Source organism: Streptomyces blattellae (genome assembly GCF_009709555.1).
Lineage (GTDB): Bacteria > Actinomycetota > Actinomycetes > Streptomycetales > Streptomycetaceae > Streptomyces > Streptomyces blattellae.
In genome coordinates this window covers 38,009-58,623 of record NZ_WJBG01000193.1, presented here as the reverse complement: position 1 = coordinate 58,623, position 20,615 = coordinate 38,009, and the positions used below count along the sequence as shown (strand labels likewise).

Genomic DNA, 20,615 nt, shown 5'->3' with positions numbered 1-20,615 from the left:
GCTCACGTCGTGCGGGAGTTCATCGTCGAGGCCGACGGCGGGTCGCGGGGTAATCCCGGGCCCGCGGGTTACGGGGCCGTGGTGTCGGACGCGGCGACCGGGGAGACGCTGGCGGAGGAGTCCGAGTACCTCGGCATCGCGACGAACAACGTCGCCGAGTACCGGGGGCTGTTGGCGGGGCTGCGCGCCGCGTACACCCTCGACCCTGCCGCCACCGTGCACGTCCGCATGGACTCCAAGCTCGTCGTCGAGCAGATGTCGGGCCGCTGGAAGATCAAGCACCCTGCTATGAAGCCGCTGGCCGCGGAGGCGGTCCGGGCGTTTCCGCCCGGGCGGGTGACGTACGAGTGGATCCCGCGGGAGATGAACACGCGGGCGGACCGATTGGCGAACGAGGCGATGGACGCGGGGACTTCCGGTGCTGCGGACGTTGCGAAGGCCGATGCCGATGTACGCGCGGGTGCCGACGTACGCGCCGATGCCGACGTCCGTGCCGATGCCGACGTCCGTGCCGACGCCGACGTACGCGCCGATGCCGACGTCCGTGCCGACGCCGATGCCGACGAACGCGCCGCGCGCAACGTGGCGACGACGCCCACCGTCGGGTGGGGTGCGGCCGACCTCGGTGCGCCCGCCACGTTCGTGCTGCTGCGGCACGGCGAGACGCCGCTGACACCGCAGAAGCGTTTCTCGGGGCGAGGCGGTACCGACCCGTCGCTGTCCGACGTCGGCAGGGAACAGGCCGAGCGGGTGGCGGACGCTCTCGCCCGGCGCGGGACGATCCAGACCATCCTCGCGTCCCCCCTCGCCCGCACCCGCGAGACCGCCGGAATCGTCGCCGCCCGTCTCGGCCTCGACGTCGGCATCGAGGACGGGCTGATCGAGACGGACTTCGGCGCCTGGGAGGGCCTCACCTTCGCCGAGGTGCAGCAGCGCCACCCCGACGACCTGAACGCCTGGCTCGCGTCCCCGGACGCCGAACCGACCGGCGGCGGCGAGAGCTTCACGGCGACGGGGACGCGGGTCGCGGCCACGAGGGACAAGCTGGTGGCGGCGTACACGGGTCACACGGTGCTGCTGGTCACCCACGTCACCCCGATCAAGACGCTCGTACGGCTCGCCCTCGGTGCCCCGCCCGAGTCGCTGTTCCGCATGGAACTCTCGGCGGCCTCACTGTCGGCGGTGGCGTACTACGCGGACGGCAACGCGAGCGTGCGGCTGTTCAACGACACGTCGCACCTGCGCTGAGCGCCGCGGCCTCGCGGGCCAGCGACTCGATCCGCGCCCAGTCCCGCGCGGCCACCGCATCGCCGGGAAGCATCCAAGTGCCGCCCACGCAGCCGACGTTGGGCAGCGCCAGATACTCGGGAGCCGACGCGAGCCCGATCCCGCCGGTCGGGCAGAACCGCGCCTGCGGCAAGGGCCCGGCGAGCGCCTCCAGATACGCCGTACCGCCCGCCGCCCGCGCCGGGAAGAACTTCATCTCCGTCACGCCCCGCTCCAGCAGCGCCACGACCTCCGACGTGGTCGACACCCCCGGCAGGAACGGCACCCCGGACGCCCGCATCGCCTCCAGCAGTACGTCCGTCCAGCCCGGGCTCACCAGGAACCGCGCCCCGGCCGCGACCGCTCGGGACACCTGCTCCGGCGTGATCACCGTCCCCGCGCCGACCACCGCGTCCGGCACCTCCCCGGCGATCGCCCGGATCGCGTCCAGCGCGACCGGCGTCCGCAGCGTCACCTCGATCGCGGGCAGCCCACCCGCGACCAGCGCCCGCGCGAGCGGAACGGCGTCGGCGGCGTCCGGTACGACGGCCACGGGGACGACGGGGGCGAGATCAAGGAGGGAGGCGCTCATGCCCCACATCGTGCCGCCGGCGAACAGTATGCGCAACGCGCGTTGCGCATACTGCAATAGACACTCCGGGGACCTAGTGAACCTCGTCCACCAGCACATCCAGCGCCCACGCCACCCCCGCCCGCCCCGGCGGCTCTGCCTCCACCGCATACCCCAGGTCGCGCAGCGCCTCCACCAGCTCCGCCGGCCCCTTCGGCGCGGCCCCGGCCGAGAGCAGACTCCGTACGATCCGCCCCTTCGTCGCCTTGTTGAAGTGGCTCACCACCTTCCGCGTAGGCGCATGCAGCACCCGCACGGTCGCCGTCCTCCCGGCCACCCCGCCCTTCGGCTTCCAGGCGGCCGCATACGCGGAGGACCGCAGGTCCAGCACCATCCCGTCCCCGGCGACCTCGGGCAGGACGGTGGCCATCGACGTACGCCAGTGCGCGCCCAGTGCCCCGAGCCCAGGCAGCTTCACCCCCATCGAGCAGCGGTACGAGGGGATCCGGTCCGTCACCCGGACGGCACCCCAGAGCCCCGAGAAGACCAGCAACGAGCGCCCGGCCCGCCGCTTCGCCCCGGTGTCGAGGGAGCCGAGGTCCAGAGCGTCGTACAACACCCCCGTGTAGATCTCCCCGGCGGGCCGCGCCCCCGCCGTCCTCAGCTCGGTGTTCTTCGCGACCTCGCCCCGCAGCCCCTCACTCAGCCCGAGCACCTCGCGCGCCTTCTCCGCGTCCCCCGCGCACAACTCGACCAGTTCGCCGAGGACCGCCTCCCGGGCCGGCGTCAGGCCGGGCAGCGACAGCGACTCCAGCTTCAGCGGGGCGCCACGGCCGGAGGCGGCCTTGCCTTCGGAAGGCGGCAGCAGGACAAGCACAGGTTCTCCTTCGGATCGGGCTTCGCGACAGCGTACGGCGTCGGATACCTGCGGATGCCACGCCCTCACCCCGGCCCTACGCTCGGTGTCATGCCCCGCCGCCACATCCGCGTGACCGGCGCCCCTGAAGCCCCCCTCCGGGCCGCCCTCACCGCGCTGCGCACCGAACTCGGCGTCTCCGCGAGCTTCCCGCCCGAGGCGGTCCCGGCCACTCCCGAGGCGCCCGACCACGACGCCACGGACATCCCCCTCTTCACCATCGACCCTCCCACCTCCAGCGACCTCGACCAGGCGATGCACCTCTCCCGCCAGGGCACCGGTTACCGCGTCCGGTACGCCATCGCCGACGTCGCCGCCTTCGTCGTACCCGGGTCACCACTGGACCTGGAGACCCACCGCCGGGTGACCACGCTGTACTTCCCGGACGAGAAGATCCCCCTGCACCCGACGCTGCTCGGCGAGGGCGCCGCCAGCCTCCTCCCGGACCAGCCCCGCCCGGCCGCCCTGTGGACCATCGACCTCGACGCGGACGGCCGCACGCTCGCCGTCGACGTCCGCCGGGCCCTCGTCCGCAGCCGGGCCAAACTGGACTACGCGGGCGTGCAGCGGCAGATCGACTCCGGTACCGCCGAAGAACCGCTCGCACTGCTCAAGGAGATCGGGGAGGCGAGGGAACGCCTGGAGATCGATCGCGGCGGCATCTCGCTCACCGTGCCCGAGCAGGAGATCACCGAGCACGACCACACATACGAGCTGAACTACCGCGCCCCCCGCCCCGCCGACGCATGGAACGCCCAGATCTCCCTGCTCACGGGAATGGCGGCAGCAGACCTGATGCTGGCCTACGGCACCGGCGTACTGCGCACCCTCCCCACCGCCCCCGACGGCGCCGTCGGCCGCCTCCGCCGTACCGCGCACGCCCTGCACATCGACTGGCCGCACCACGTCTCGTACGCGGCCCTGATCCGCTCCCTCGACCCGCACCGCCCGCACCACGCGGCGTTCCTGCTCGAATGCACAACCCTGCTGCGCGGCGCCGGCTACACGGTCTTCCGTGACGGCGCCCTCCCCACCATCACCACCCACTCCGCGGTAGCCGCCCCCTACGCCCACTGCACGGCCCCCCTCCGCCGCCTCGCCGACCGCTACGCCACCGAGATCTGCCTGGCGTCTGCTTCCGGAGGCGCCGCGCCCGACTGGGTCCTCGCCGCCCTCGACACCCTCCCCAAGCAGATGGCCGACGGCACGCGGAGGGCGGGCCAGGTGGAGCGCGCCTGCGTCGACATCGTCGAGGCCGCGCTGCTGAAGGACCGGGTGGGCGAGCAGTTCGACGGGTACGTGGTGGACGTGGAGGAACACCGGCCCACGGCCGGAAAGGTCCAGTTGGACTCCCCGGCCGTAGTAGCCCCCATCGAGAGCACCACGGCTCCCCTCCCCCTCGGCGAACGTCTCCACGTCCGCCTCATCCAAGCGGATCCGGCGGCGGCGAGGGTGCGGTTCGCGTGGCCGCCGCCTGCGTGATCGCGTGCTTCGTCGCCGCGGCAGGGTCAAGCGAGCCCTGTCCTGACGGTGACCGTGATCGTGGGCCACGCTCGACGGAACGGATCCCGATCTCACCTACAGGTGATCAGCCGATGTCCCCAGTCGCATCCGGCCTCTTCGGGGGCGCCGACTCCTGGATGCCCTGCGAGGGCGTCGCCATGGTGCTGGAGGTGACCTCCACCAAACCGCAGTCCGACCGCGAGGCCAAACGCCCTGTCACGCCCGCGGCGGCATCCCGCTCCATCTGCTGGCCGACCGCGAAACCTCCCAGGTCACACTCTTCAGTGACGCAAGGCAGGACGACTACCGAGAGCAGTGCACCCGCCCCTTCGGCAGACCGCTCACCCTCCCCGAGCCCTTCGCCTGCGAACTGGACACCGCGGACTTCCTCTGATCCCCTCGGGATGAGGGGGTGCAAGGTGAGCACACGGGAACAGGCCCGCTGGACCAGGGCGCGGCTCGGCCGCTGCGGCCCGCCCTTCTACCTCCTCACCGCCGCCTTCGACCGCCACGTCTACGCCCCGCACGCCCACGAGGAGTTCACGGTCGGTGTCTGCGTCAGCGGCGAGGAGGTCATCGACTACCGAGGCGGCCGCATCCGCACGGGCCCGGGCTCCATCGTCGTACTGGCCCCCGGAGAAGCACACACGGGCGGCCCGGGCACGTCCGACGGCTACGCGTACCGAGCGCTGTACGCCGAGCCGTCCCTCCTCACGGAAGGCACCGTCGGCGGACTCCCGCACTTCCGCGAACCGCTCCTCGACGACCCCGAACTGGCCGCGGCCTTGCGCCTGGCTCACACCGAACTCAGCGCCTGCCCCGACCCGCTGGAGGCGGAATCCCGCCTCCCCTGGCTCCTCACGGCCCTGGCCCGCCGCCATTCCACGGCCCGCCCGGCGGATGACAAGGTCGCGGGCGCGGCGCGCATAGCGCGGGAGGTACGAGAGCGCCTGGCGGACGAGCTGCGGACCCCGCCCTCCCTCACGGAACTGGCCGCCGGGCTGGACCTCTCCCGCTACCAGCTCCTACGGGCCTTCCGCACGGCGACGGGAATGCCGCCGTACGCCTGGCTGGCCCAGCACCGCGTGCACCGGGCCCGAGGCCTGCTGGAGTGCGGGCTGCGACCGGCCGAGGTAGCGGGGTCGGTGGGCTTCGCCGACCAGGCGCACCTCACGCGCTGGTTCCGACGCGTGCTCGGGGTGACACCGGCCGCGTACCGCAACAGCGTTCAAGACGGCGGACGCTGAGGCGGCCGAGACTGCGCGCATGACTGCACGTGGCTGGTTCCTGTTCTCGGTGATGAGCGTGGTGTGGGGCATCCCCTACCTGTTGATCAAGGTGGCGGTGGAGGCGGATCTGTCCCCGTCGATGGTGGTGTTCACGCGCTGCGCCTTGGGCGCCGCACTCCTGCTCCCCTTCGCCCTGCGCCAGGGCGCCCTGCCCCGGACGGTACGTCTGCACTGGCGCCCGATGCTGGCCTTCGCCTGCATCGAGATCATCGGCCCGTGGTGGACCCTGACGGACGCGGAACGGCACCTGTCCAGCTCGACGGCGGGCCTGCTGATCGCGGGCGTGCCGATCGTCGGGGTCGCCCTGGCCCGCTTCTTCGGGGCGGGGGAGCGGCTTGGGGTGAGGAGGGCCGCGGGCCTGACGCTGGGATTGGCGGGGGTGGCGGTCCTCACGGTCCCGCATCTCACCGGCGGGGACGCGCGGTCGCTGGGGGAGCTGCTGCTGACGGTGCTCGGCTACGCGACGGCACCGCTGATCGCGGCGCGCTGGCTGAGGCAGGTCCCGACGCTGCAGCTGACGGCGCCGTGCCTGGCGCTGGCGGCACTGGTGTACGCACCGGCGGCGGCGATGACATGGCCCTCGTCGGTCCCGTCGCCTTCGGTACTGGCTGCTTTGGCCGGCCTGGGTGTGATCTGCACGGCGGTGGCCTTCGTGACCTTCCTGGAGCTGATCAAGGAGGTGGGTCCGACGAGGGCGATGGTGTTCACCTACGTGAACCCGGCGGTGGCGGTGGCAGCGGGCGCGGCCTTCCTGGACGAGCAGCTGACGGCAGGGGTACTGGCGGCCTTCGCCCTGATCCTGACGGGCTCGGTACTGGCGACGGCGGCCGGACCGGGCAGGACCCCACGCCCGTTGCTACGCCGCCCCGGGAAGCAACCCCCGGACACCGGACCCGGACACCCAGCCGAACCGAGGCGACGCGCGAGCCCGGTAGCATGGTCCACACGGCAGACGAGCCGGGCGGACGGCCGCGTGGAGTCCCCCTCACGGGGTGCTTCCCGAGGAACGTCCGGGCTCCACAGGGCAGGGTGGTGGCTAACGGCCACCCGGGGTGACCCGCGGGACAGTGCCACAGAAAGCAGACCGCCGGGGACCGTACTCGTACGGCCCCCGGTAAGGGTGAAACGGTGGTGTAAGAGACCACCAGTGCCCAGGGTGACCTGGGCAGCTAGGTAAACCCCACCCGGAGCAAGGTCAAGAGGAGCCGCCTCTTCGGTAGAAAGGGCGACTCTGCGCGGACGTTCGAGGGCTGCCCGCCCAAGTCCGCGGGTAGACCGCACGAGGCCGGCGGCAACGCCGGTCCTAGATGGATGGCCGTCTCCCCGGCCGCCGCGAGGCGACCGGGCGACAGAACCCGGCGTATAGCCCGACTCGTCTGCCTTTATGCTGTTTTCGCAGGTTATGCCCGCTATGAATGCCTTGGCGGGTGTCTGCTGGGGTCGATTCGGGTCGAATTCCCGGTGGGGCAGCGCGAGACAACTCGTGCGTGTACGCCGAGTATCGTCGATCCCGTCTCGGCCGCAGGGGGCGGATTGGGAATGTTTCCAGCGTTTTGCTTGCAGTGGAGCACAGCCGGATGCTCGTGGACCGTGAGAAGGGGCCTTCGGCCTTCTTGACGGGGGTGTCGGTCTGCCTCGGGGGCGCCGGTCGGCGTTCGCAGCACCGGTTCGGTTGTGGTTCGTATTCCCGGCGGACCGGTGCTGCTCGGGGTGGAGCTTCCCCATGGATGCGGCAGTTGGGGGTCATCTGGTTGCGTTGATCAGTGCCGGATGCCTCCGTGCCCCGATTCTGACCCCACACATCCGTTTGCGGCGTCAACATATGCACGCCTATGCCTCGTGCTCAGTGCCGTGTACGGTGGATGGTATGAGGGACGACACTGGATCCGCTGCTGCGCCCTTGGTCACTGGGGCTGAGATTGCTCGGCTGGCGGGAGTGACCAGGGCCGCCGTGTCCAACTGGAGGCGGCGCTACGACGACTTTCCCGCCCCCGTGAGCGGTGGGGCGGGCACCCCTCTCTTCTCTCTTCCCGAGGTCCGTGCCTGGCTTGCGCAGCAACGAAAGGGGCAGGATCTCTCGGACGATGTGCGGCTGTGGCAGGCCTTGCGCGGAGCCTATGGTGACGACATGGTCAGCGGGCTCGCATTGGTTGCCCGGTTTCTCACCCGCGGTGCTGTACCGGGGCTGGACCCGGCTGTGTCGGAGCTGCTGACCCAGCTTGCTGCGCGTGAGTCGGCGGCACACGTGATCAAAGCGCTGACTGAGCGGTTTCTGGATTCGGCGCGTCGGGCCGGATCTGATCAGGTGACGTCCCCGCGGATTGTCCGGGCCGTGAGTCATTTTGTGCCGCCGTTGCCTGACGGCGGCACCGTCTTCGATCCAGCTTGTGGCATTGGGTCGTTGCTCTTCGCCGTAGGTCCGCTGGTCGGCTCCCGCCGCTGTGGGCAGGAGCTGGATCCCAGCGCTGCTGAGTTCGCGCAGTTGCGTGCCGACCTGATTGGGCTGAGGGACGTGTCCGTGGCGACTGGCGACTCCCTGCGCTCGGACAGTTGGTTGAACCTGCGTGCGGACCTCGTGGTGTGTGATCCCCCGGTCGCCGAACCCGACTGGGGGCGTGAGGAACTGCTGCTCGACTCGCGCTGGGAACTGGGTACGCCGTCCCGCGCGGAGGGGGAGCTGGCGTGGCTTCAGCACTGTTATGCGCACACTGCCCCAGGTGGCCACGTCCTGATCGTGATGCCTGCGTCGGTCGCTTATCGGAAGGCCGGGCGCCGCATTCGCGCCGAGATGGTGCGTCGGGGGATCCTCAGCCAGGTTGTTGCGCTTCCGCCGGGCACGGCAGCATCACACAAGTTGCCGGTCCATCTCTGGCTGTTGCGTCGGCCGTCGTCAGCCTCGGACGCCGTGTCCGTTGTCCGCATGGTGGATCTGACAGCCAACGATCCTGAGGATTCGTTGGAACCTGCGCCCGAGCAGATCGTGGACGTACCCCTCGTCGAACTGCTCGACGACATCGTCGACCTCACACCCGCAAGTCATGTACGGGCGTCGCACCGTGATTACTCCGCCGAATACGGTGCCATCCGGGAGGAAATCGAGGAGCAGCTGAGCGCGATGGCCAGACTTCTGCCGGCGCTCGGCGCAGAAAAGGGCGGCGATTCCCTCGACTCTGCGACCGTGAGTCTCGCGGACCTGGGCCGTGCGGGACTGGTCGATCTGGGCGACGACGGACCCACCTCGACGAGCGAGCAGTTGGACGAGGACTACCTGCAGGGTTTTCTCCGCAGCGCGGCCAATACGCGTCGCTCCACCAGCTCCAGCGGTACCTTCCGCTTGGACGCGCGAGGCGCGCGCATCCCCCAGATGGCCATTGGTGAGCAGCGTCGATACGGAGCCGTCTTCCGTCTGCTCCAGGAATTCGAGGAGCGGGTCAAGAAGGTGTCCCAGCTCGGCGAGCAGGCGGCCTCACTCGCCCGTGACGGTCTCACCAGTGGGGCGCTCACTCCGCCCCGCGAGGACGACTGACATTTCGCGCTTCAGCTGTCTCAGGCCCCCTGCGGCAGGAAGGGGCTCGGCGTGCCACTCCACGAGACGTGCAGCGCCTCGCGTGCCCGGGTGCACGCGACGAACAGCAGGCACCGCTCCCGCAGCATGTCGGTCTCGTGCTGCATCCTGTCCACGTCGGCCGGGGTGATCTCCCGGGCAAAGGGCACTGCGCTCGCTGTCACACCAAGCACCGCCACGCACCTGAACTCCAGCCCCTTCATCGCGTGCATGGTGGCCAGTCGCACGCTGTCCACGTCCGGCCCGGGATTGTCCTTGACGCGCACCGTGGGGACGCCTGCGTCCGTCAGCCTGTCGGCGACTCGGTTCAGCAACAGGTTGAATCGAGCGCATACGGCGATCTCGGCGGGTCGGACGCCCTGCGCCATCCAGTCCTCTATCCGCTTCACCAATGCCGCGACCTCGTCGTGCTCTGTCCTGTGTCCTGTGACGTAGGGGGTGCGGCCGTGCAGCAGTGAGCGGTAGCCGACGAGGTTGTCCGCTCCGTCGCCGGCCAGATCCTCGACGGTGACGTCAGAGAGGATGCCGGTCGACCAGGACAGGATCTCCTCCGTGCTCCGGTAGTTCACCCGGAGCCTGCTCGACCGGCCCGTGACGGTGATGCCGAGCGAGCCCAGTGAGACCCGTGAGTCGTAGATGCGCTGATGCGGGTCGCCTGTGATGAACAGGTCGTCGGGGCCGGGCGTCACAGCCGCGCGCACCACCCGCCACTGAGCAGGGTGCAGGTCCTGGGCTTCGTCGACCACCACATGGTCGTAGCGGTAGATGCCCCCTTCGGGGGCGTCCAGCAGTCGCGCGGCTTCCGCACATACCTGCAGGTGGGTGCAGACGCCCTGGGCTCCCAGGTCGGATGTGAAGCGTTCCACGGCGCCCCAGACCTGATCCCGCTTTGCAGGCTGAAGAGGGGTGCCCCTGCCCCGGCGTGCCGCGCGCCGGTACTCGTCGGCGGTCCGGATGTCCTGGGCGAGGATGACATGCCGGTATTCCTGGGCCAGGAACTGTTCCGTCCACGGCAGGGCCAGCTGCTTGCGCACCCGCTGCCAGACCTGGCGCTCCTCCCGGTCTCCGACGGGTGCGGGTGCCTTCCCTCGGAGCTCGGAGATAACGCGGTGCGCATAGGCGTTGACGGTCGTGACATCAACGCGCTCCAGCCGCTCCGCGTCGTCGAGGAGCAGGGCCAGGTTCTCCCGCAGGGCAGCTGCAAGGGCTCCGGTGTACGTGGTCAGCAGGATCCGGTGGTCCAGTGAACGGGTCAGGAGGTGCTTGACCCGGTGCAGAGCCGCGACCGTCTTGCCCGTGCCGGGTCCGCCGGTGACCTGTGCGGGACCTCCGTACGACGTCCGGTAGGCCACACGCCGCTGGGAGGGGTGCAGGAAGACCCGCCAGGCGGCGAAGGGCTTGTCGAGGATGTCGGCCAGCTCCTCCGGCCCGGTGACCAGGGTGATGCGGCTCGATGTGTTGGCGATGGCGGTGGCAAGGTCCTCGGTCGCCTCGGGCGCCGCGTCGGTGGGCCGGCGAACGGCTACGACATCCCGGTAGACCTCCTCCGGTGTGAAACCCTCCGCGAGAAACTGGAGGACCTCGAACTGGTCTTCCGGCAGCAACGTGCCGAAGGCTTCGAGCTGCGCCTGGTCGGTGATCGTGCGAACCGCACGAAGCACCTGGTCGTCGATGCCGAGTTCGCGCAGCACGGTGTCGGAATGCCGGGCGAAGAGCAGCTTGGGCGCCACGGCCGCTGCCTTCGCAAGCGCCGGGGTCAGCTGTTCGATGGCGACGACGTTCCGGACTTCAAGGCCCCTTGTCGCGGTGTTGACCGTGTAGAGCCGCTTCGCCGCCCAGGTGTACGCATCGTCATGCGGCACGACGTTGAGGAGCAGGAAGACGTCGCTTGAGTCGTCGGGGGCCAGGACGACTCCGCGCCAGAAGTCGTTGATGCGGATGGTCCGCATCCTCGGGTCCCGGGCCTTGTCCACCGATTCCAGGTGGATGCCCTTGTCCGAGTGGAGTTCGGCGACCGTGAGCTGCTGGAACTTCGCCATGGCCTTGCGCACGCCGGCCTTGACGGGTTTTTCCAGCACGTCGTAGCTCTCCCAGAAGCTGTGCGCGAAGGCGAGCTGCGGCATGGCGGGACTCCTCACTCCGTGCCGGACAGGGTGCGTTGATCAAATGTGCGAGCCTCGGGCGATCCGTTCGGCCAACTCCCGTACAGATGAGAGGAGGTCGGCGGGAGACCGGTCGAGGTCCAGCGCGTGCTGCTGGAGCGTGATTCCCGCGCGGCGGACGCGGTGGGCGGCGTGCGGGGCGTTCCCCTTCGCGTAGATCAGGTGCCCCTTGGGCAGCCCGAGGGCCGTGCAGTAGGCGAGCATCTGGTAAAGGTCGGCGTCAGGGAATCCCTCGGGCTTCTCCGCCTTGTATTTGGCGTCGGCCACGGCGAGCGGGCGACCGTCGTCGCCGTACCGAACGAAGTCGGGCCGCATCCGGACGGCGTTCTCCTCGTCCAGGTGCACGCCCCTGGCCTGGAGAGTGCAGTGCCCGCCGTACGGGGCCAGGGCCTCGCGGAGTGCCACGCAGACGAAGTCCTCGAAGATCTTGTTCATGTCGAGGAGGAAGCCGTCGACGGCGATGTTGCCCGGCAGGTGGTCCACGGACGAGCCCCGCAGGACAGTCTCGGCCAGCCGCAGCGCGGGCTGATAGCGGGAGTTGAGCCTGCTGGGCCGCCATGTGGGCAGCTCACGCCCCCGTACCAGCGGCTCGACTTCGGTCATCCGTGCCTGATGATGGCGGAGTTTGCGGCGGACGTCACCGGGGACGCGAGGCAGCCGGAGTAGCCGGTCGGCTGCTGCGCGCAGCAGCCGGTTCTCGGGGATGTCGGTGGTGTACTCGTCGTAGGCCACCTCGACCGGCAGGACGCGCCCGTGGCGGCGGCGGATCTGGTCGGCTTCGCGGATGCGCCCGCGGACGACGAAGGCGGCCTCCTCGGTGTGCCGGTAGCCCTGGAGCACCCCCTGGCGAAGCGCCCGTTCCAGGGCACGTTCGTATGCGTGGGCCAGAGCGGGAAGCACCTCGGCCTGCTCCGTCACGTGCACCTCTCCTTCCCTGTGGACCGCAGGGTTCAGGGCGTATCCGATCAGGAAGAAGAGCCTGGCGACCGGAACTTTGGGTGTGATGCGCAGGACGAACGGTCCGTGTCCGGGCGCCTGAAGAACCAACGCCCCGACCTTGCTTCCGGCCCGCAGCCGCCATTGCCCCGGCAGATACGGGTCGGGCGTGGCGTCCACGATGCGGGAGGCGGCGAGCGCCCGGCCGATCTCGTCCGGCAGCGCCCGCGTGAGCGCCGGGGCGTACTCGACGAGTTCGACGACGGTCACGAGACCGGCCCACTCCCGTCGTCCTGCTCATCCGGTGTCCCGGTGCGTCCGACCGCCGTCCGCAGGGTCTGGAGCCCGTACCGCCTTTCGGTGTCGACGCCCTCGCCGTAGTGGTGCTCCTCCAGCAGGGGCAGGATCTTGGTGCGCCAGGTGCGTTCCAGTCCGCCCTCCCGGTAGACGCCCTTCTTCATCAGGTAGGACGGGCCGATGAGGAAGTCGGGGTCGTCGATGCGGGCGTTGAGCGCGTCGAGCAGGTCCGCCGGCTCGACGTCCCGGTCCTGGGCGTGAAGCCAGCGGCGCAGCAGCCCGCGGGTGGGCTCGGTGCGGGGCGACAGTTCGACGAACGCGAACCTTCTGCGCATCGCCGCATCGACCAGCGCGATGGAGCGGTCGGCCGTGTTCATGGTCCCGATGACGAAGAGGTTCGGCGGCAGTGCGAAGTCGTCACCGGAGTACGTCAGCCGCACCGACTTGTTGCGGTACTCCAGCAGGAAGTACAGCTCGCCGAAGACCTTCGCGAGGTTCGCCCGGTTGATCTCGTCAATGACCAGGAAGTGGGGGACGTGCCGGTTTCCCTCGCGCGAGGCCAGGTCGGCGAGTTCACGCAGCGGGCCCGCGGTCAGCCGGAAGGCGACCTCGTGTGTCCGCGGGTCCTCCCTGGGCCGGAACCCCTCGAAGAAGTCCTCGTAGGCGTACGAGGGGTGGAACTGCACCAGCTTCACCTGCTCCGGCCCGCCTCCCAGGAACTCGGCGAGCTTCAGCGCGAGGTACGTCTTGCCGGTGCCCGGTGGCCCGTACAGCACCAACTGCCGCTCATCCCACAGCAGATCCCGGAGCTCGCGCAGCCACTCCACATCGTGAACCAGCAACTCGTCCGCGAGTTCCTGGTCCGGCTGCGGGAGTTCGAGTCCCCGGCGGGCCGCGATCGCCGGCACCTCGATGCTGGGATCGCGATCTATGGCCTCCGCGTCGTCGGCCAGTTCCTCGTCCGTGAGCCCGAGCCCGTCGACGAGAGCCTGGACGGCCGTCAGATCGACCACGTCGTGTTGCACGGATAGCTTCTGCTGGAGCGCCTCGGGCAGTTCGTCGTACGGGTACCCCGTGCTCTGCCACTCGACAGGACGCCGCAGATTGGACCGCCCGCCCTCGGATGCGGTTTGTTGCACGGATCCGGTGATCTCGCCGACATAGAGGCGCCCGCCGGAGATCGTGCACACGGTGTCGCCGGGTTTCATCCAGGACAGGAAGGCATACAGCTCCTCGACCAGCTCCAGTTTCTGGTTGTACGTCGCCGTGGTCCCGTAGTCCTCCTCGACGAACGCACGCAAGCGCTCCTTGCTCACCCCCTGCCCGACTCCCTGGCGCAGGCGTGCCGCCGAGAGCGACACCCGCCCCTCGGGCAGCCAGAGCCTCTGGACGAGGTCGGCTCCCGACACATTCGAGCCCCGGACGAGCCAGGCCCGGTTCGGTCCCGACCGGACGCCGTCCATGAAGTCCGCGAGCGGGACACCGGCCTCGGTCTTCCACTCCTCCCAGCCGTTGCGGGGGGCACCGACCAGGAGTTCCGCGGCCGAGGACGGGGACCCACACTCGACGTCTTCGGCGAGCTCCAGCCACTCCGGCCAGCGCTCGGAGGGACGGATCACATCCTGGGCCTTCAGTTCTTCGCGCCGCCGGTAGGTGCCGCTGAAGTGCTTGGGAAACGAAGGCATCACGTGGGCGCGTGCCGGTGATCCCGCACGGATGAGGAACCTCCTGCTGCCGTTGGTGCCCTCCGCGTCCAGCAGGACTCCCCTCGCCCGGTCGATCTCGTCACCACCGGGCAACCGCAACTGGAACTCGGGATTCTCCGTCGCACCAGAGGAGTTTCCGTATTCCTCGCTCACGCCCACCCCTCGACTGGCAAGATCCATGGCCCATCGCAACGGACCCTATCCACGTGAACACGACGACGGCTACGTTCAGTATTCGGCGGACACGCCCGACGTCGTGTTTCGCTGCCGTACTTCTCCGGAAGGCACCACCCAGGCATGAGACTCCACGACGACCTCACCATCAGCCGGAGCAGCGGACGGACGGCGAAGTCCGGGGAAACCTGTTCCGGGGAGCAGTCGACCGGCGTGGCCGCCGAATGGCAACTTGCTCTGCCGGGCCGCCCGCTGTTGACCGTCCATGACACCAGGTGGGACAACGGCGAGCGGGATCTCGTGCTGTACCAGCCGTCCCTCGTTCCCGAGATGCCGGCTCCTCTGTCCAATCTGCACAACAGACGACGGGCCGGGATCGAGCCGGCAGCCCTCCGTCGGGGGCGATTGCGGATCATGGCCTGGCTCGCCGTACCCGGTGCCCACGACCGTCCTTCCTTCCGGAAGTCGCTCACCACTGCCGCGCTCGTGGCCGACTGCGGCTCGGACCGGATCCGTGATCTGACCGACAGACCAGGCGTGAGCCTGGAAGCAGCCTTCGACGAACCGGACCTTCCACCGGTGGACATCGGGGAGCCCCAGGATTTCAAGCCGCTCCAGCATGCGCTCTGTTTCTCTGAAGGGGACGACGAGACCCCTGTCCTCGCCTTCACCCTCTTCCGGGTCATCCCCACACTCCGCCACATCGGTTGGCTCCAGTAGTGCATCGTTCCTGTCAGGTCAGGGTGTTGGTCAGGTGGGGACCGATGTACCCGATGTAGATGCCGTGCTCGGCGCGGGCGCCGTCGTAGTAGTGCAACCGAGGCGCGATGGTGTTGCCTCCGCCGATGCGTATGTGTGCCCCCATGAACACCTTCCGCGCGGGATCCACCTGCTCGGGCACGGGGAAAGTGCGTTCCCGGCGCCAACCGGCGTTGCTCTTGACCGACTTGGACTCGTCCCGGACGACCTTCCGGGGCGAGATCGTACGCACACCAGCGGGGGCGTCCGAGCACCATTGCTTAAAGTCGCAGCCGGCGCGTCCTGCGGTGGCCTCCTCGGCGAAGTCCCGGAGCGCCAGCAGAGCGTCCCAGGTCATTCGCACCCACGAGGAGCCGTACGCCTGCGCGTCGAGTTCGAGGGTCACCTTGGAGGAGCCGGTGAAGTGCAGGTGGGGCAACTCATCGATACGGCCGAGGACCTCCTCGAAGGACTCCGGGACGTCGTCCGGCATGGCGACGGGCGTGTATGCGGCCTCACCAGCGCCGACGACCACCAGTCGCTTCCGCAGGCCCAGTAGCTGTGCCCGTGCCTCGTGCAGTTCCCGGTACTGCTCGTCGTACTCGGCGATGAGCAGGGTCTCGTTGTTCTCCGCCTTGCGCAGCTCGTGCTTGAGATCACGGATCTCGTCGGCCCGGACGCGCTGCTCCCGCCCCGCCTCCTCCAGGATTTCCAGGAGCGCCTCATTCTCGACACGCAGCCTTTCCAGCTCGGGGGCCTGCGAGTCGTTCCTGGCGCGCGTCCGCATGACCGGCAAGGAGTCCAACTCGGCCGGCAGCGGAGTGCGGGCCGCAAGCCGCTGCGGTAGTTGGGCGAGGATCCGTCGGGCACGGGCGGGGTTCTCGGTGATCACCTGGCGGGACATCACCCGGTGTCGCTGTCCGTCGGCGGGCCAGGCGGGGTCGAAGCCCGGAAGGTAGGTGCGGACGCCCCCGCCGTAGACACGGTGGTACTCCAGGACCCGGTTGAAGCGAACCTCCGCCTCGGGCGCGAGGGCGTAGAGAACGGCCAGTCCGGCCAGCGGGCGGACCAGTGGGTCCACTGTTTCCTCCAGCCAGGTCTCGAAGTCGATCCCGTACGGGGTGCTGGCCACCACGATCGGCAGGCGCCGGGACTCGTCGCACAGCTCGTCGACGACGGCCTCGACGTCCTCTGCCTCGATGACCTGGGGCTCGGCCGTCACATCTGCGAGGCCGTCGCGCGCGTCCAGGACGCCGAGAAGGCTGCGGGCGAGCCGGGGTGTTTTCGCGGGCACGGGCAGGGCGTCGGGGTCGTCCGGGAGGTGTTCGACGTCCAGCTGAACCCTAGTGGGGTCTTCTCCGGCCTGGCGGATCAGCAGGGTCGTCTGCCAGGTTCCGCCGGGGAGGGTCTCCCGCAGCCGCCAGCGCCCGTACGCTCCGGCCCTTCCGGTCGCGGAGTCGTGGTCGAGGGTGACCCCGCGGGCTATTTCGTTGCGACCCTCAGCGAAGGCAGCGACGTCATAGTTCTTCGGGGACTCCTTGAGCCAGAGACGCAGCCGGTCGTCGACCTGCGCGCCGGTTCGGACGTAGTCGAGGCCGCTGGTGACGACCATGCGGTAGCGGCGGGTGTCCAACAGGAACTCCTCGCGTTCACTGATCAACGGGCATGGACGAGCGGTGGCTGGGGGGCGTCTGTGTGTTCAGGAGACCGGTGCGTGAACGGTGGGCATCGTCGTTTCGGGCCCCGCTCCCAGAACCACCAGCAGATCGGTGACCTCCAACAGCCGGGTGTGGATCTCCGCCGGGGCCGGGGGCAGTTCGTACGTCCGGTAGTGGCACGCCGCGCTTAGCGCCGACCAGGTGGTGCGGCACCTCCTGGCGGTGTCGTGGCCCGCGTACCACTCCAGGCACAGCATCCGGTGCTTGCCGATCCGGGTCATCGACGGGGTGATCCGCCGCCAGTAGGAGTCCAGGGCCTGGTCGAGTGCCATGCGGAGCAGGACCGCGGCGGCGCGGGCGCGCAGGCCAGGGGCCAGCGTGTGCACCGTCCCCGGTGGCGGCCGCAGGAGACGTCCGGCGGCGGTGACGAGGGCTTCCGGAGACGCGGTCACCGGACACCTCCGGCGTTGCCCGTGGTGCTCGTCCCACTGGTGGCCAGGCTGCGGCGGATCGCCGTGGCGAGCGCCTTGGTTCGGGTCACGAGCGCCTTGCGGTCGTCGACCGTCGGCAGGGGCGCGTGTGCGCCCGAGTTGAACGCCTCGACCAGCGCCCAGCCTCCGGGACGGAGCCGCTCGACGGCCTCACGGGCGGACTGCCGCTCGTCCCCGAGCAGGGCGAGGGAGACGTACTGCTTGGTGCGGTCCAGGGACGCGACGCGCTCCTCGATGGCCCGCAGACCGAGTCCCTCCTCGTCACGGAGCCTGCGCCGGGCGGTCTCCAGACACGCGGCCTCCATCGCGACCCGGCACATCGCGGGCAGTACGTGATCGGCCACTTCCGGAGGCAGGTTCGGGTCCATGGAAACGGCCCGGGCCTCGGCGAGCGCCTGCTCCACCGGGTCCGTGAGGGTCTCCACGCCGACCACCGAGTCGGTCTGCCGGGTGACTCGCAGGACGGTCGCCTCGATGCCGAGGTGGGCGATGGCCTGCTGGAGCCTGGTGTCGTGGGTGAACACGATCACCTGCCGGTCGCGGGCGCACGCGTCGAGCACCCGGGCCAGCCCCTCGACCTTCTCCGGGTCCATGGACTGGACGGGGTCGTCGATGACGAGGAAGCCGAACGGGCTGGCCTCGTGCGTGGCACGCGGGATGAACAGGGAGAGCGCGAGGGAGTGCAGTTCGCCCTGGCTCATGACGCTGTAGGCGGGAGCGTCCATGTCGTCGACGGACACACCGAGCTTCACACTTCCGCGGTTCGGTGTGCCGGCGAGGGTCACGGAGCCGAGGGTGACGCTGCTGTGCTCGCACAGCTTCTGCCAGATCTCCTGGGAGCGCTCCGCGTACGGCCGCAGCCGCTCGTCCCTGAGTTCGTCGAGGATCGGCCGCAGCCAGTCGCGGGCCTTCTTCGCGTGCCGTCGGCCGGTTTCCGCGGTGTCCGCGGCCTCGGCGGCGGACAGCCACTCGGCGAGCCGCACCGCGAGCGGCTGCCAAGTGCCGTCGTGCTCGGCGAGTCGCCCGGCAGCCTCCTCGCGGACCTGGTGGCAGGCCTCGTGCAGGATCCTCGCGGTGCGCTCGGCGCGGTCCGCCAGTTCTCCGGCATCCGTGACGCCACGGAACAGCGCCCACTCACGCCAGAGGTCGGCGAGCGGCGACGCCTCCCTCTGCAGGAGGGCGGGGACGGGATGGATGAGGTCGTGGACGGCACGCACCGCGACGGCGAGGTCCCGGCGGGCCGCCTCCGCGCCCGCGGCCTCGGTCTGGAGTCGTTCCACCTCCGCCCGCGCGTGCTCGGCCCACGACTGGTCGAGGCGGTTCTCGCTGCCGCACACGGGGCAGTCGGGGCTGTCGGACCGCCGCCGGTGGTCGAGTGCCGCCTCCAGGAGCCGGGCAAGCCGTCGGGCGTCCTCGGCGCTGCCGAACCGCGCTTGCTCGGCGGTGGCGGCGGCCTCCCGCAGCCGGGCGACGGCCCCGGTGACCTCCGCCAGGTCGGGTCCGGCGAGGCTCGCACGCTCCCGCAACCGCGCGAGTTCGTCCGCGTCGGCCGGGGAACGGCCCTCCAGCAGGGCACGCACCCGGGCCGAGTCGGGCGTACGATCGGACAGAGCGGCGGCGGCCTCGCGCGCCCTGGGGTCGTCCACCAGGTTCAGCTCGACGAGCAGCTCCGCGGTGAGCGCGTTCCTTCGCTTGACCATGCCGTCGTACTCGCTGTGCGCGTCCTTGACTCGCTTGTCGAGTTCGGCCAGCAGTTCGAGCCCGAGGAGCTTGAAGAAGGCGTCGTGGAGTGCGCTGAGCGAGCCGTTGATCATCGAGCCGAGTTCGCTGTAGGGGAGGAAGGGCCGGGCCAGCTCCAGCGCGCCCGCGTCGACGACCTCGTCCAGCTTGAGCTCCGCGCCGTCCGCCCCCTCGACCTTCGTGCGGGCTTCGTCGACCTTGGCGCCGTACCAGGTCCGTCGCACGGTGGCGGTCTCACCGCGCTCGCCCACGGACAGCTCGACGGAGACCTCGGGGGTGACGTCGGGGCTGTGCAGGTTGCGCCAGCCCTGCTTCCAGTCAGTGGTCCGCTGGCCCTCCCATCGAGAGTTCCGGGCGGTCAGCGCGGTCTCGGCGGCCTCGGCGAAGCTCGACTTGCCGGAGCCGTTGGGTCCCGCGACGACGACCAGGCCGGGGCCCGGCGGCAGTTCGAGCGTGGTCCGCGGACCGATGCCCCGCCAGCCGGCCGCGGTGATGGACCGCAGATGCACGGGCCCGGCCCGGCCGCCGCTGTCCCTGACCTGCTCGTCAGGAAGCAGCTCACGCAGCAGCTCCCGCACCTCGGGCACGAGGCCGGAGTTGTCCAGGCGCGCGAGGAGGAGGCCACGGACGGAGGAGTCGGGCACGGACGGAGAGGTCGGCGTCGAGTCGAGGGATGCGGGGGTCTGTTCGGTCATGCTCGTTTCCTTGTGCCGGGCGCGGCGCGGGTGTGCGGCGCGACGGGTGGGGCGAAGCGTTGCCATGACGAGCATGACGCCCACTTGTTAGCGACGTCAACAGGCTTATGGGATCCGCTAAATTCGAATTTGTGTATGCATGTCGCAGATTTGATCGAGCATGATGAGGGTGCCTTGACCGCTGCTGCCCCGCCCGGATCCGCACCCGCCGGTCTCGGCTGTCAGGCGGAGCCGTCTCTGGTGTCGGGTCCGGATTCCAGACGCTTCAGCCAGGCGTCGAGGTGGGGACAGGTGATGCGCAAGGCGTCCAGGCCGAGAAGCTCGACGGCATCGGGGCCGTCCACGACCTTGCGGTAGGCCGGATGGGCTCTCAGGATCCGCTTCGACGGCGCTGTGTCGGGACCGTCGTTGACGAGCTCGGGGCCGCCCGCGGCAGCGACATGGGACCGCAACACGTCGGCCAGCCTGGGCGAAGCGACCAGCTCGGCGAGCTCGTTCGCGGCGGCGAGCACCCACGCTTCCGTCTCGTGCAGGACGAGGAAGGGCAGGAACCGCTGGTCACCGATGACCCGCGCCATCGCCTCCTCGACATGACCGACCCGGGCGTACGCGTCAACGGCCGGGGCGTCGGAAAGTCCGGGAGTGTCGGTGGGCAGCCCGTACAGGTCGAGCATCGTGGTCACCGTGTCGACGGCCGAGTTCCGCAGCAGCGCCCGGATGTCGTGCTCGATTTTGGGCCACCGGCTCACACCACCTTTGTCGTGCGGCCGACCGGCGGCCCGCCGGGTCTTGAGCGCAACGGGGGTGACCCAGACGTCCCGCACGATCAGTTCCGGTTGGAGGACCTGCTGCACCAGGCGCTCCTCCGTCGCACCCTCCACCAGTACGTGAACCTGACGCATCGCCTC

The 20,615-nt window shown here is 69.9% G+C and carries 14 protein-coding genes, 1 other RNA gene and 2 pseudogenes; 8 read left to right on the top strand and 9 right to left on the bottom strand.

The genetic code is table 11. The features are described from left to right. The first annotated feature begins 9 nt into the window (after nt 1-9). Nucleotides 10-1,248 (top strand): bifunctional RNase H/acid phosphatase, encoded by a 1,239-nt coding sequence (locus GFH49_RS25840; protein WP_155058487.1) that lies wholly within the window; start codon nt 10-12, stop codon nt 1,246-1,248. Here the strand turns inward: GFH49_RS25840 and eda are convergent. Together eda and yaaA are read right to left on the bottom strand one after the other, a co-directional pair. Then, nucleotides 1,223-1,858, bottom strand: coding sequence for a bifunctional 4-hydroxy-2-oxoglutarate aldolase/2-dehydro-3-deoxy-phosphogluconate aldolase (gene eda, locus GFH49_RS25835; RefSeq protein WP_196218129.1), 636 nt, complete (start codon nt 1,856-1,858; stop codon nt 1,223-1,225). The two genes, GFH49_RS25840 and eda, sit on opposite strands and share 26 nt — an antisense overlap. A gap of 73 nt (nt 1,859-1,931) precedes the next feature. Further along, on the bottom strand, nt 1,932-2,714 hold the full coding sequence (yaaA, locus tag GFH49_RS25830) for a peroxide stress protein YaaA (protein ID WP_155058486.1): 783 nt from the start codon (nt 2,712-2,714) through the stop codon (nt 1,932-1,934). A 90-nt stretch (nt 2,715-2,804) separates the two neighbouring features. On the opposite strand from yaaA, the gene GFH49_RS25825 reads away from it, so the two are divergent. From GFH49_RS25825 to GFH49_RS25805, 6 genes and pseudogenes are all read left to right on the top strand, one after another. Further along, complete coding sequence (locus GFH49_RS25825) at nt 2,805-4,235, top strand: RNB domain-containing ribonuclease (protein WP_155058485.1); 1,431 nt, start codon at nt 2,805-2,807, stop codon at nt 4,233-4,235. Between the two features lie 134 nt (nt 4,236-4,369). Next, nucleotides 4,370-4,650, top strand: a pseudogene (locus GFH49_RS40415) (Uma2 family endonuclease); the annotation flags it as partial. Between the two features lie 10 nt (nt 4,651-4,660). Then, a complete protein-coding gene (locus tag GFH49_RS25820; protein ID WP_155058484.1) occupies nt 4,661-5,503 on the top strand; it encodes an AraC family transcriptional regulator in 843 nt (280 codons plus the stop codon). A gap of 19 nt (nt 5,504-5,522) precedes the next feature. Then, nucleotides 5,523-6,305 (top strand): annotated as a pseudogene (locus tag GFH49_RS41615) (DMT family transporter); the annotation flags it as partial. 193 nt (nt 6,306-6,498) lie between these two features. Beyond that, nucleotides 6,499-6,924, top strand: an RNA gene (gene rnpB, locus GFH49_RS25810) — RNase P RNA component class A. Between the two features lie 488 nt (nt 6,925-7,412). Further along, complete coding sequence (locus GFH49_RS25805) at nt 7,413-9,071, top strand: N-6 DNA methylase (RefSeq protein WP_155058483.1); 1,659 nt, start codon at nt 7,413-7,415, stop codon at nt 9,069-9,071. Nucleotides 9,072-9,091: 20 nt separating this feature from the next. On the opposite strand, the gene GFH49_RS25800 is transcribed toward GFH49_RS25805, so the two are convergent. From GFH49_RS25800 to GFH49_RS25790, 3 genes are read right to left on the bottom strand one after another with little or no spacing between them, the layout of a single operon-like run. Then, the gene (locus tag GFH49_RS25800) at nt 9,092-11,233 is read right to left on the bottom strand and encodes a UvrD-helicase domain-containing protein (protein ID WP_155058482.1); all 2,142 of its coding nucleotides are present in this window, start codon (nt 11,231-11,233) and stop codon (nt 9,092-9,094) included. Nucleotides 11,234-11,272: 39 nt separating this feature from the next. Beyond that, nucleotides 11,273-12,478: an McrC family protein gene (locus tag GFH49_RS25795; protein ID WP_155058481.1), complete on the bottom strand. Its 1,206-nt coding sequence runs from the start codon at nt 12,476-12,478 to the stop codon at nt 11,273-11,275. Beyond that, nucleotides 12,475-14,364, bottom strand: a complete 1,890-nt coding sequence (locus GFH49_RS25790; RefSeq protein ID WP_230396488.1) for a DUF4357 domain-containing protein — start codon at nt 14,362-14,364, stop codon at nt 12,475-12,477. The genes GFH49_RS25795 and GFH49_RS25790 overlap by 4 nt, the downstream gene beginning before the upstream one ends. Nucleotides 14,365-14,508: 144 nt before the next feature. Here GFH49_RS25790 and GFH49_RS25785 point away from each other — a divergent pair, with 144 nt between their 5' ends. Continuing rightward, complete coding sequence (locus GFH49_RS25785) at nt 14,509-15,105, top strand: hypothetical protein (protein ID WP_155058479.1); 597 nt, start codon at nt 14,509-14,511, stop codon at nt 15,103-15,105. Between the two features lie 13 nt (nt 15,106-15,118). Here GFH49_RS25785 and GFH49_RS25780 read toward each other — a convergent pair whose 3' ends face one another. The 4 genes from GFH49_RS25780 to GFH49_RS25765 form a co-directional block, all read right to left on the bottom strand. Beyond that, nucleotides 15,119-16,756, bottom strand: coding sequence for a hypothetical protein (locus GFH49_RS25780; RefSeq protein ID WP_155058478.1), 1,638 nt, complete (start codon nt 16,754-16,756; stop codon nt 15,119-15,121). A gap of 66 nt (nt 16,757-16,822) precedes the next feature. Further along, nucleotides 16,823-17,233: a hypothetical protein gene (locus tag GFH49_RS25775; RefSeq protein WP_155058477.1), complete on the bottom strand. Its 411-nt coding sequence runs from the start codon at nt 17,231-17,233 to the stop codon at nt 16,823-16,825. Further along, nucleotides 17,230-19,707: an AAA family ATPase gene (locus GFH49_RS25770; RefSeq protein ID WP_155058476.1), complete on the bottom strand. Its 2,478-nt coding sequence runs from the start codon at nt 19,705-19,707 to the stop codon at nt 17,230-17,232. The genes GFH49_RS25775 and GFH49_RS25770 overlap by 4 nt, the downstream gene beginning before the upstream one ends. A gap of 221 nt (nt 19,708-19,928) precedes the next feature. Next, the gene (locus GFH49_RS25765) at nt 19,929-20,609 is read right to left on the bottom strand and encodes a DUF4276 family protein (protein WP_155058475.1); all 681 of its coding nucleotides are present in this window, start codon (nt 20,607-20,609) and stop codon (nt 19,929-19,931) included. Nucleotides 20,610-20,615 lie beyond the last annotated feature (6 nt).

Coding starts and splice junctions, on each gene's coding strand:
- eda (WP_196218129.1), bottom strand. CDS start 1,858: ATGAGCGCCTCCCTCCTTGATCTCGCCCCCGTCGTCCCCGTGGCCGTC.
- GFH49_RS25785 (WP_155058479.1), top strand. CDS start 14,509: ATGAGACTCCACGACGACCTCACCATCAGCCGGAGCAGCGGACGGACG.
- GFH49_RS25805 (WP_155058483.1), top strand. CDS start 7,413: ATGAGGGACGACACTGGATCCGCTGCTGCGCCCTTGGTCACTGGGGCT.
- GFH49_RS25770 (WP_155058476.1), bottom strand. CDS start 19,707: ATGACCGAACAGACCCCCGCATCCCTCGACTCGACGCCGACCTCTCCG.
- GFH49_RS25800 (WP_155058482.1), bottom strand. CDS start 11,233: ATGCCGCAGCTCGCCTTCGCGCACAGCTTCTGGGAGAGCTACGACGTG.
- GFH49_RS25820 (WP_155058484.1), top strand. CDS start 4,661: ATGAGGGGGTGCAAGGTGAGCACACGGGAACAGGCCCGCTGGACCAGG.
- GFH49_RS25825 (WP_155058485.1), top strand. CDS start 2,805: ATGCCCCGCCGCCACATCCGCGTGACCGGCGCCCCTGAAGCCCCCCTC.
- GFH49_RS25765 (WP_155058475.1), bottom strand. CDS start 20,609: ATGCGTCAGGTTCACGTACTGGTGGAGGGTGCGACGGAGGAGCGCCTG.